The 12,671-nt window shown below is 56.5% G+C and carries 6 protein-coding genes; all 6 read right to left on the reverse strand.

The features are described 5' to 3' along the window. Window positions 1–263: 263 nt before the first annotated feature. The 6 genes from M5D76_RS00235 to M5D76_RS00260 all read right to left on the reverse strand — a co-directional run bounded on the left by M5D76_RS00235 (window position 264) and on the right by M5D76_RS00260 (window position 12,671). Window positions 264–1,991, reverse strand: a complete 1,728-nt coding sequence (locus M5D76_RS00235; RefSeq protein ID WP_248921402.1) for a hypothetical protein — start codon at window positions 1,989–1,991, stop codon at window positions 264–266. Between the two features lie 13 nt (window positions 1,992–2,004). After that, window positions 2,005–2,262 (reverse strand): hypothetical protein, encoded by a 258-nt coding sequence (locus M5D76_RS00240; protein ID WP_248921403.1) that lies wholly within the window; start codon window positions 2,260–2,262, stop codon window positions 2,005–2,007. A 617-nt stretch (window positions 2,263–2,879) separates the two neighbouring features. After that, the gene (locus tag M5D76_RS00245; RefSeq protein WP_248921404.1) at window positions 2,880–7,721 is read right to left on the reverse strand and encodes a DEAD/DEAH box helicase; all 4,842 of its coding nucleotides are present in this window, start codon (window positions 7,719–7,721) and stop codon (window positions 2,880–2,882) included. Window positions 7,722–7,729: 8 nt separating this feature from the next. Beyond that, window positions 7,730–10,735: a hypothetical protein gene (locus M5D76_RS00250; RefSeq protein WP_248921405.1), complete on the reverse strand. Its 3,006-nt coding sequence runs from the start codon at window positions 10,733–10,735 to the stop codon at window positions 7,730–7,732. A gap of 153 nt (window positions 10,736–10,888) precedes the next feature. Continuing rightward, a complete protein-coding gene (locus tag M5D76_RS00255) occupies window positions 10,889–11,353 on the reverse strand; it encodes a DUF6998 domain-containing protein (protein ID WP_248921406.1) in 465 nt (154 codons plus the stop codon). Between the two features lie 13 nt (window positions 11,354–11,366). Then, complete coding sequence (locus M5D76_RS00260; protein WP_248921407.1) at window positions 11,367–12,671, reverse strand: McrC family protein; 1,305 nt, start codon at window positions 12,669–12,671, stop codon at window positions 11,367–11,369.

Below are 12,671 nucleotides of genomic sequence, written 5' to 3' on the forward strand. Positions count from 1 at the left end.
TCTGGTCACACACAGCGGACTGTTTCTCGTAGTCGGAGGGCTCTGCTGTGGATTTCACTGCTGTTGCGCCTGGTTCCAACGCGCCCCAAATGGCTTCCTAGCCGCCATTGGCGCCGCCATCCATGCCGTATCCCCTTTCGCCTCGCGGTGCGGGCATAAACAAACAATGCCCGCACCATTACCGGTACGGGCATTGTCTTGGGTGCCACAAGGTCACATCGTGTTTCTCAGGCTAAGCGATGAGCGATCGCCAAATTATCTATCTATTCATTCCTGTGTATTTCACCTTCGTAAAGCACTTCTCGTGTGCCAGGATCAGTAACTTTAACTCTAAATGCTTCAGTGTGATAATCATCGCCCATATAGCCTGTGCAGATTTCTCCATCAGAGGTTACGTCAACTTTGTCGGTCCAATTTCCCCAGTCTGAGCTTGTTGTACGAATCCAATCGCCCGTATAACCAATCATGTTTTTTGCTTTAATGCGCCATTCTTCCATGTGGAGTGTTTTCGTTTGCTTTGGCGGACCGCTTTTTGCACGCACGAGCAATTCAATCATTGTGAAGCCGCGGTCCTTCTTGTCATATGTGGTCATATCGACCCAGTTTTTGTCATGAAATGCGTCATATGTAGCAATCGCAAATTCAAATCGCCAATCGAATAGAGCAGAATATAGGTCTGCCGAGTCTTTATATCCAGACTCTTTCAAATCGGCTAGATATTCATACGTTAGCTCATCATTCCTATCTTGGTGCAAGCTAGCGTAAGCATACTCAGCTTCTTTAACCCTTTCCTTATCACCCAAGAGGTCATACCAGAATGCAGCTATAACGTAGTTCTTCTCATCCATCGCCTTGCTTGCGGCATCTCTGGAAATATCAGGACTAATCTGTAGTTCTGCCGCAGCTGATTTCATTTTTTTATTTGTAGACATAGCCGCATCATTGTCACCAGCATCTAATTGCGCGGTGCATTGTTTGGCGTACGTTGCAACAATCTGAACGTTACTGTCTTTAAAGTTTCCGAGTTTCTGAAAAGCTGCGACCGCTTCATCATACTGACCAGCATTCGCGAGCCCTACGGCGTCGTTATATTTACCATCAGGGATTACCACGTTGACAACAAAAAGAATGGCAGCTGCTGACACGGCCACGATAGCACCGATCACTATTGCAATCCGTTTTGTTTTGTGCGCTGATTTCGCCTTCCGGTCTTCAATGGCAGCATTGCACGCGGCGAACCGCTCATCGGAATCTTTCCATCCCCGAATCTGTTGAAATAGGGCCGCAGCAGTGGTCACGGAGTCAATGTTTTCGCTATCGGAAGCGAGCTTCACCGCTTTTTGGTACATTCCTTCCGACCATTCGTCGGCAGAGGATACGAGGCTCTCCTCCTCCTCGTTTGCAAGCAATGTATGTTTACTCGCACCACATTCGCAGCAAGTATCACGGTTCACATTGACCTGGCCGCATGCACATGCCCACCAACCGTCATGGTCCTCGACGCTATTGTCCAAAGCCCGTGCGTCAATGCCAGCGGATTGGAGCCTTCGCCTTCTCTCGGCCATGGCCCTCTCGCTGAGTTCTAGCGGATGGTTGTTCGGAATGTCGCTAGGCTCTCCGCTGCTCTTCCACCTTCCGCTTTCGGTCAGAACGCTTGTAAACGCAACCTCCACGCTCGCAACGTCGCCTTTGGGAAGCGGTTGGGCTTTTAACGGTTTCTGGTTGGCAGGGCCAAGGTCAACATCGAGATCCTCGAACACGAATTCTTCCGAAGTATCATCGAGGTATGTTATCTCCGCAACGCCTGCCACCGACTTGATGACACCGTCTGAAATGTTTCGTATTTTTATCTGCAGATAAGCGGAGGCAGTTTCAGTGTTGCGTGACACTTGCACAACAGTTGCAAACGCCGGGCACCCTGGTTCCCAAAGCGTCCTATGCTCGTCACGAGTCGTTTCGTCAGCACGGAATATTACTTTGTAGTCTGCCATTATGCGCCGCTCCCTAGAGGCTAGGGAGCTCGTCATCGACGTTCGTTATGTTTTCCACCTGGGCCCGCCGTGGCTTTTTGTCTGGAAGCGAGGCGACGATGATTGCAGGCGTGAATATGAACCCGAAGAAGCCTATGAACCAAAGCTTGCCGCTCAGATCCCCGTATCCCTTTTCTTTTGCTGCACTGTCAACAATTTGCATCGTGAAAACCCAGGCGGCTAAATAGCAAATAGTAGGGATCAGAATGATGAGACTTTCCATAGCTCCCATATGCTCGCTCCTTTCACGAGGCGTCAACGTGAGCAGCAATGAAATATGCAGCACCATTTGCAGAGCGCTAGATTTCTGACTCGAAAAAGCCCTAGCCCAATATGAGATCGAGGTCGGATTGATTCAGGCTGAAATCGTGCCCGGTCCTTGAAACATGTGCAAAACCCAGTCGCCATATTGAGAGTCTATAGTGCAGGTATTGCTGAAGCCAAGATAATCGGTTAATGGCTTCCCACATGGCATTAGCAGGAGTTGATTGAACCTAGCCTTTAGAGCCAGGCGCACTAATTTCAGCGTCTTCACCTCACCGAACTGTTCGCAGCCGAGAAGAGCGTACGCACTCTTCCGAAAGACATATGACGACGAGAATCGCTTCATCCCGACCCCTGGCAATCGTCATTCACGCTCGCACCCACATCAGCCTTCACAATCTTGCAAGGCATGAGACAAATCAGAAACTCATCCGATCGACCACGCCCTTCTCAACGCTGCATCAATGGCAATCATATCCACGCATGCCCATCAGGCGAGCGCCCCGCACCTTGAACGCGCCAAACTCTAGGCAGAAAGCGCCACTCTCCCGTTCTTCCTGCTTTGCCGGCAAGGGCATGGTCAGATCACACGCGCGTCGAATCCGCCACACCCCCCTGAAGAAGCGATTCAAGAATGTCCTTCGCCGCACCTCTTGAGAGACGGTCTTGCTCGTTCTGGTTGAAGTAGTTGCACAGACATCCATAGCAGCAGCTGTCCTCGCCGCAATCGCATGTCGAGACGATCTCGTACGCCCTATTGAGCAGCGACTCGACGTCTGTGCTCAACTGGAATGCCCTGCCTGCGCCACCGGGGACATTGTCATACAGGAGAATGGACTCGTCGCCCGTGTCGAAGTTCCTATAGGTCGTCGCCCCGACCTCGCCCTCGGGGATGTTCATGAGAGAGACGGTCGCCTGTACGATCGCCCACATGAGCGAGCGCCAGTCAGCGTGTTCGCGCGTAACGCGATCACGCAAATCAAAGGTCAGCTCAAGAACATCTGTTGTAAAGTCGGTCCCAAGGCCCGCATAGTTTCGGGTTTCCTTTGCGACGCACCAGCGCTCGTGCTCTACCTTCCCGTTTCTCGGGGCGGCGGCACCACAGTACGAGCAAACCTGATAGCCAGCGGCTCCCGGGCCCCTGTTAATCGCATACAGATGTCCGTTGCTGGCATGCCTCACGCCCAGCCTTCCTCCGGGCATTACATGCCAGTCAAGCACGCCACCCTTGCTCCAGGACTGCACGAACTTCACGTCAACGGTCCCATAGTTCCTGGGCCTCCGGTATGTCGACGCGGTTCGAGAGATCTCATGGCCCCTGAACCCGCTCGACGGAATCAGAATCCTGCTCCTTACCTTTATCGTCTCCTTGCAGAGCGGGCACTCCATTTCGCTTTCGCCCGTATCGATGGGCACGACAAAGGCTCGGCAGTCCTTGTTGGGACAGATGCCAAATCGCCTGAGCTCATAGGGACGCTGACGCGGCTTCGTGATGCCGCTTGACTCCCAAACGCGTCCGCCGGCAACCAGCTGCGACCCCGGCGCAAACTCCCTGATTGCCTGTCTGAGGCCCCTCGAGAGATCGAGCCGCTCCTCTGCCGGCGCCCCCTCCTGCTCCGCCAGCGAGAGAGAAACGAGGTCGGTCGGAAAACCATACTTGGGAAGGACGCCAGACTCAGCAAGCACGCCGATGGTCGTCTTTTTCAGAAGGGCTCCCTGCAACTTCGTGTTTACGCTCGCGCGATCAAGCTTCCGCACCGCGCGCGCCTCGTTAGCCGAGCGCTCGAGCCTGTCCCAGTCATCGTGCACGAGCGAGTGCGCCTGCATGAGGCGCCCGCCATCTCCAATGAGCCCCTCGATCCATTCTCCTTCGCTCAGCGCAATTCCAGGTGCATCCCTCACCTCGGCCGGAAGGATTCCCGCTAGAAGTTCGGTGAGTCTCTCCCTGTTGCTCGAAATGAAGTCGGCAAGCTCGTCCAACCCGGCCGGCCGCTCCTCCGCAATGCCCATGAAGTCGTCATAGCGACCCGAGCAAGCCTCGCGCTCCTCACTGCTCCTGAAGTACTCCGAAAGGATCACCGCGTAGATGTGTCTGATCGCAATGGCCGGATTCGACAGGTAGCAGAAGGGTGCCCTCGTCGCCCCCGCGATGATTCGCTCGGGTGCGCGATAGTACTCGATGTCGTGCGGCCGCAACCGCGCGAACGTGACGGCAAAGCCAGGCTTTCCGGCGCGCCTTCCCACACGTCCCGCGCGCTGCGCATAGTTGGCAGGCGACGGCGGAACGTTTCTCATGAACGTGGCGCGTAGGTCACCCACGTCGACACCAAGCTCGAACGTGGTCGTGCACGAGAGCACGTTCACGTCACCGGCAACGAAATCCTGCTGGACCTTTGCCGCCTTGTCACTCGAGAGCTGGGCCGTGTGCTCCTCTACACGTATGGGCAGGGGATCCTCTCGATACGTCTCCTTGTAGAAGCGGTCCTTGCCATAGTCGTTTTGGTCGACGCGCCTCGGTCGACCGTGGCACCCTCGCGTCAGGCAGATCCCGCCCGTGTCGTACTGGAGCATGCATCCGCACGTATCACAAAGGAAGAGCGCGAGGTTGTCACCGGGCCGGACAGTCCAGAAGTCACCCGACATGAGGAACCCGCCCGTCGTTCGATCGTCGAAGACAAACGTGGTCCCCTCACTCCTCCCCAGCGTCGCAAGAATCTTTCTCAGGTCCTCATAGAAGTTTGCGAGAAGAGCATCAACCTCCGTCCGCGAGACATCAGCGCCGTGCTTCTCCCGTGCATAGGCACTCACGAAGTTGCTGCGCTTGTTGCCCTTACTCCGAGGCGATGGCACGAAGCGGATGGTTCCGGCAGGCGCGTCGTCGCTTCCACCTTTGATGACGGAGCTCTGCCTCAAGCGAATGTGCATGTGATTCTGAGCGCCCTCGGGCCTCATGAGCGCACCCTGTTCACGCAAGGTCTCTAGGCATACGCGCATGATCACGAGGTAGTCCTCGCCGGTCATCCAACTCTGCCCCGAGCGTTGCGCAAGCTTCTCGAACGCAGCTGGTTTCTCCTTTGCCAGGGAGAGGAGCGGCTCAGGCGCGACGCCAATGACGCCGAGCCCCTCGAGGCTGTTTCGGCTGTCCTCTGCCATGAGCTCGTCGTACACCCAGGCATCGGCAGCGTTTCTCCTCTTGATGTCCGTGTCCAGATTCCCTACGTTCCGATACGTCTTCCTCAGCTGTCCGGCAATCCAGTCTGCGATGTCGCTTGCTTTGCAGCCCTTCCCTTCGCGGCACAGGGTATCGACGGCCTCGCGGATGATCTGGCGGCGCGTGATGTTGTTGTACGTTCTGGACATTGCGGGCGCAAAGAAGGCGGCGTCTTGCCGCCTGTCGGAGAAGCAGACAACGCTGCCGCCCCTGACCGTCTCGGCACTGCCAACGCCAAAGAGCTCGTCGAACTCACCCTCTGCCTCATGTCTGTCGAAGGGCGGAACGTCCCTCACCAAGTCGTAGCAGACGACGCTGCCCGCAGCCTCGGGAGACACCCTCATTGGCTGAATGGCGTACCTGTTCTGATAGCCGCAGTGACCGCATCGCGACACGTCCTCGTCGGCCTGTCCCTTTGCCAACGGGATCCGCTCGCACGCCTTGTGCTCGTAGCGATGTGCCCCGCCCTCATCGTCAGAATGAAGCGATCCGCACTTGGGGCAAAGCCACCTAAGGGTCTCGACGTCATCGACGTCATCTGCGCTCCCAAGGATCCGGTAGTACGTTCGGACGGCATCGTCATCCGCATCAACATCGGGCCGCTTTGGATCAAGCCACGCGCATTTTGCCGCCGGCGTTTCCTTTCCAAGCACATAGGCCTCGCCGCAATGCCTGCAGACGGACACCTCGTAGACAGGAACGATGCTCCCGTCCTCAGAGATTCTCTCTGCGGCCTTGCTTGCAGAAAGCCTCATGTCGTCAAGCGAGATGAACAGGCCCTCGGGCGCCCTGAAGAACGTGTGATAACGACTCGCAAGAATGGGAACCCCCTCTGTGACCTCTGCGAACGCAAGCACCTCGACCATGGCAGAAAGCCGGGCCGCACCTTGCGCGTCACCCAGGAGCCCAGCGATTCCAAGGTCATCAATGCGAGAGAGGTCCGTCAGATCGAGCAGGTCCGTCTCTGAGGCACTCACGCGAGACACGATCTTCCTGGAGTTCTCGTCACCAAGCAGAAGCGTCGAGAGCCACTGCCTTGGAGTCGCACCGTCAAGCCTCGCACGCTCGCCTTCTGGAATGTGGTCACCCAATGCATTCAGGAGCGCCTCTCGCGTGGGGTCGCCACTCGAGATTGCATCGCGCAGATCCTCCCAGCATTCCGGCGAGAGCGCGCCCCATGAGACACTCCGGAAATAGCCCATCGGGTCGTCCCTATTGCTCCCGATGACCGCAGGGTTATCGCCATGGTCAAACGGCTCGCCAAAGAGGTCCTCGGCAAACTTGGCAATCTGCGGGCCGTCGTCCTTGGTGCCCATGGTCGCGCTCGTCGCGTAACAATGCAGGCTCATGTCCTTGCCCGTGGCCTGCTTTACGCGAGACTTGAGCCGCCTGAGGAGATACGCGATTTCGGTCCCAAGCGTGCCCGAATAGACGTGGGCTTCGTCAATGGCGATGTGGCGCCACCCCGAGCCAAACGCAGATGAGAAGAACGAGGCGTCCTTGGGTCGCAGCAGAAGGTATTCGAGCATCGAATAGTTCGTGAGCAGGATGTTCGGCGGCGTCTTGCGCATCTCCTCACGCGAGAGAAGCTCGTTGGGAAGCGGTTCCTCGCCCGGATGCTCGCCACGCCACTTGTTCAGTGCGTCTTTCCGGCCTTCTTTGGTGTCACCAACGTAGCGGCCGAACGTTATCTCCGTGCCCTTCAACAGCTCGCGAAGCCTCTTGAGCTGATCATTCGCAAGCGCGTTCATGGGATAGAGGATCATTGCCTTGACGCCTGGCGTGAACCCCTTCTCCTCCTGCTCGCGAAGGAGGTCGTCGAGGATGGGCAGCACGAAGCACTCGGTCTTGCCGGAACCCGTTCCCGTAGTGACGATGTAATTCTTCCCCAAGTGGGCCATCCGAATTGCGTTTATCTGATGCTCGTAGAGAACCAGATCCGGATCGAACAGTCTCGGATCCCCACCTCCCAGCGTGAGCATTCCCTCGCAGAAGGTCCCCTCTGCAACGAGCTCTCGGGTGCTGCGCCCCTTTGTATAGGGAGGCGTCGCCTCGAGGAACGGGCCCTTCGAGAGGAACCCCGGCTGCGAGAGAATCTCCTCGAGCTGGGCTTGAAGCCTCGGGTCACCGAAGCGAATCGTGGTGGAAAGGTAATCGCCATATGAGCGCGCTATGTGACGCGAGGCCATCACGGGATCGAATGCGGCACCTGACATCTGCACTCCTATCTCTTGATAGTGATGCGTTGGCACGTCGAGAAGTCCGCGTCACCAAAGACATCAACGCATGCAAAAGTGACTCTCAGCAGACCTCTTGAGACCAGGGCCTCCTCGGCCTGCCTAGGCAGCTCGAATTCACGGGCCCCAGCCGGAATCGCAACGTCATCACACAAGACAATCTCGCGGTCGCCTCGAACCTTTGAGAAACGGGCAACCAGATCATAGTCGACGCCGCGCGAGAGCTCGAGCGAACAGCCCCGCACGCCCGTCCTAAGGGAGCACTCGCCAAAGTTGAAGCCCGACACAACTGAACCTAGATCAAGCACGCAAGGAGGCTGTTTGGCAAGATGTTGCCCACACTCATAGTTGAGAACAAGTTGCAGTTTAATCGCGCGACCATCCCCCACCATGCCCGAACGCAAATCAGAAAACGGCGACACCCGATACCGAGACGCAACGGGAAGCATCTTATAGAAGCACGGAATCTGCCCCAGCGAAAGATATGCCCCTCGCGAAGCCCTTCTCCCTTGGCAGCGAATTGTCACGTCCTTGCTATCGGCAGGCGCCTCCTGAAGATCGTACGCATCTGGAGCCACGCCACAGGAATCTCTTGTCACGGCTGGTCCGACGATGTCGATGCCCGCAAGGAAGATGCTGGCCCTAACCTTCGCGATTTCCGCACCAACCTTCTTGGCGACCTCGACTGCTAGCCACTCGTCCGATAAAGGAGTCTCGACATGGACTGACCCTTTGGTCCAAGGCAGATTGGACGAGGCTCCACTACGAATCGCGCAGTCCTTCTTGACATCGATCCCGTAGCGCGCGACGACAGTGTCACTCCCATCCACCCGCGCGCTTTCGAGCGCAATGCGACGTATCGGAACGACGGAAAACCTGTAGTTGAGAACCAGTGCACCGGTTTTGCGATGGACAACCCTTAGCCTTCCATCGGCAACCAAATTGGGGATCATGCTCTGGTCGAGCCTGAGGCTAACAATTCCTACGTCATGTTCCCCCAGCTGTTCCTTATTCTTGCGTTTGACAGAAGTCTTCTGACCATCGCAGAGAAGCTCGACATCAAGCTGTTGGTAATCGAAGCCATCAACACGGCCCTCAATCGTTACCGAGGGCAGCGCGTCGTTGAATCCTTCCTTCCCGCTCCCATCATCAACGCGATAGCTTGGATAGAGGTCGGACCGACCCATGCCCTCGCCAATTACGCGGCTGCGGTCCACGGTCACGCGAAATCCCTCGCACCAGGCAGAGACCTGCGCGCCTTTGGAATCGCAAACCTCGCCGCAGCCCATGTCGTCCATCTCGAAGGTCTCAATGGAATGGCCGATACTCAGTTCGTTTCGGTTTAAGCGAACCATCCCGCTGCCAGGACGAATCTCAAAGCCCGGCGCCACAAGGCAATATACGGTCCTCTTCCGGCGCAAAGGACGCCTCTTTTGGCGCAGAACACCATCGCCCACAGACACGAACTCGTAGACGCCAGGGTGGTTTGCGCGGAAGGACTGCGTTGCAAAAAGCCTCCCAAGAGTCGACTCGTCCCCACCCGACAGCTCGACCTCGACGTCATACGCACGGGACGGCGCAAGCCTGACGTTAACCTCCTCGAGAACCGCAGACTCCACGCCATTGAGTACCTCTGCGCTCGCGACAACCTCACCATTGACCCTGTAGGTAACCATCCTGCCCGCGAACCGCCGTGGGAACCGCGCGCGTTCCCAGTGGATGCAAATGGGCTCCTCTTCGTCTTCTGGCGAAAGCCGAAGCTCCGCGTTCGGGAAGTAGACCAGACGAGAAAAGCGCGACTTGGACGAACCGCCCGCGGCCTTTGAGTCAAGGACCGCCTTGAGCGCATTCATGGCCGCAGTCGGAAGCGCTCCGCTCGAGGCCATGATCGTATCGCCCGAACCCGTCGCGCTCGACAGCGCCGTCTCCGCAACGGAAAGGGCGCTCACGAGCATCGGCCCCGTCACCTCAGGCACCTTGTGAATCAGGTTCTGCGCGGACCGATTCGCGAGATAGAAACCGCTGTGTTTGTCGTTTGCCAACCGAATGAGGTCAGCGGCGGTAGGATATGCCCCATCGGGTAGCCTGCCCTTCTGCATCCCTCTCACAAGGGGAATGATGAGACGCGACCAGATGGATACCCAGTCAGACTCGGCGAGGCCGGCATGCAGCAGTGCAGTGTAGAAATACTGGTACTGTGTCTCTTCCTCGTTGTAGACGTTGAATCCCTTGTACTTGATCCTGTCGTATACAAAGTGAGGAATGGCAACCCTGCTCGTTTGGTCCTTAATACCTAACTCGTCAAATGACGCATGCCAGACCGAGTCGCCAGTAAAGTTTCTCTGCACCGAATCAAGCATGTAGAGAAGAAATGCGTTTGGGGTCTCGGTTGTTAGACCTTTGGTCGCCTCGATAGACGAGCGAGCGGACGACCTCCTCTGCGCAGCGGCAAAGACGCCGCTGACGTCTTTTCTCAAATCGAAGATATCGGTTGCGATCAAGTCGAGAGCCTCTGCAACGAAGGCATCTTCGGCATGATCGGCGACGATGTTGATGGCCCGCAAAGCCTTCTTCTCGAAACGCCTCAACTCGTCAGATTCATCGCAAAGAGGTAGTCGCCCGGAGCTGACCTCACCCATTCTCTGTCCGTCTCGTCGTACCGTCGTTCTTGACGACCTGGGGACGCTAGCAATGACTGAATCCGCATTCCGTGTTCCACGAGCATTTACCACAGACGCGCGATCGCCCATTTCCTGCCGACAATAACGCTCGGCGAACGCATCGGGGTTCTTGCGAAACGAATCCTTGAGACGGCTCACTTGATCAGCCGAGTCCACGCCGATTCGCTCGTCCAATTCCGCATCGCCTGATTCAAACACTTCGCCAAGTTCTTTGAAGCCAGCGGCGATCAGCTGCCTGCGCAGTGCGGCACCAATTGCGAGAGACTTTATCGGAATATGCTGTAACTGCCCGTCGTCTTCGGGAACGTTCATGAAGCACATCACCTCATAACTCCTCGAATCAGTTTACAACTGAACAGGAGTGCTCTCCGTCGGCATCAACAAGCGGATCGCGTGCATGTCGGCATATTGATAACCGCGTCACCTAAACGCGCAACGACATGTTGTCCTCAGCGTTTCTCCTCGTCAGGCTCGTATCCGATCGCACATCTCGACATCCCCGGCCATTACTTTAAGCCTTGAGAGCGAGACTTGATACTGACCGTTCTTCGGCCTGACCCTATTCCTAAACAAGTCCCATACAGGCTTGCCAGGGCCGTTATATATCTCAATGAACCTGCCTGCGCCATCGATTTTCAGAACGATCAGGTAGTCGGGGTTATCACTCAAAGCAACGCTATCGCGTTGGGTAACCTTAACCTGAACAAGTCGCCCATCAGAAGCCTTTCCATCATGCACGGGCTTGGACGAGGTAAAGAGCTTGATGCCGTACCTCTCTGCCGCATACACCTCACCAATACTTCCAATCAGATGTCCATCAACAGTGAAGTGGCGACCATGTTCGCCATAGTCTCGTTCCAGTTCCCCCACAATGTCATAAAGCCGACGGATAATATCTGCCAGATTTCGACCGCATGCAGGTTCTTCCATGTCATCCACCTCGTTACCCCGCAAGACTCTCGATAGTTGACAAGAGCTCTTCCGCACTCTTGGTCGCATCAGACAAATCAAAGAAGAACATGTCGACTTGTACGCCGTCGGCACTCACATGCCTACCCCTAGGCATCAAGCCCGCCGACACCCCCTTATGCCATGGATACAGGAGGACAACGTGCTGGCACTCCTCCCCTTCGGCACGATAGCGCTGCCCGTATGCATACATCTGATGCATGTCCACAACAGACAGATCCCTAGGACCAGCAACACGCTTCCACTTGGTATCGAGCACGACATTGCGTCCGCTTGCACACGAGCAGAGAATGTCCGGGCGAAGAGCCACTCGCCTTCCCTCAAAGAGCCACTGTCCCCTGGCCTGCAGCTCAACGCGATTGACGCGCGCATCGCACACGGCCTTGCGCTTGAGCAACCTGCCAACGAAATCCTCGAAGACCCTCTCCATGGGGAACAGCAACGCCGTGGCCACGCTCTCGCCCTTGAACATCGAGAAGCTCTCTCCGCGCAGAAAGACGCGGCACCAGGCAATCAGGGTGTCGTAAGCCCTCGTCGTACGATCAACGACGCATCTTGCAAGGTCAGCATCAACGTTTGCGCACCGACCGACTTCCTCGAACGCGGGAAGAAGCCGGGTGGCCCGCCTCACATTGTGGTTGTCTCTCGAGCTCCTTCGAAGATAAATCAGCGTCGCTTTAACAAGCCTGTTTTCAGGCCGGTCCGGCAGCAGCTCGTCATGAATGAGATTCGTCACGTGAGCCCTCGCGGCGCCCTTTCTGAACTCTCTGGAGAAGTCGATCTTGCCTCGAATAAAGCTCTCCTCTGACTCAACTGTCACGTAGGACGACCGGATGCCATGCCTCACGAGACTGGCAACCTCTTCCATAAACATGGAGACGAAGACCTCGAACAGCGGCGTATTGCCAGTGGTTAGACCTGTTCTGTCGAAAGAGCGAAACGTAACGTCGGTCCCTAGCTCTTCGAGCATACGCGCGAAAATCTCGCGGTCCGTAAAGTGAGATCCACCCGCGATATCGATCTTGGGAAGCATCTCGACCTGCATGCCGTTACGAAGCTCAACCACGCCTACGTAGTTCTGCAGTTGAATAGCCTCTCCAATGCCACGGGGCGAACACAGTCGCATGAGCTCAAGCGGGCTGTCTCCCTCGCGATTCGCCAGAGAGAATTCGCGAAGCATGGCAAAGCTTTCCGCCCCAACGCAATGACAGCCTGCCCTGCCCTTATCCTCAGGGACGAGATACTCGTACTCTCGCACAACCACAGGCGCTTTGGACAT

This window comes from Olsenella intestinalis, from assembly GCF_023276655.1.
GTDB classification, from domain to species: domain Bacteria; phylum Actinomycetota; class Coriobacteriia; order Coriobacteriales; family Atopobiaceae; genus Olsenella_J; species Olsenella_J intestinalis.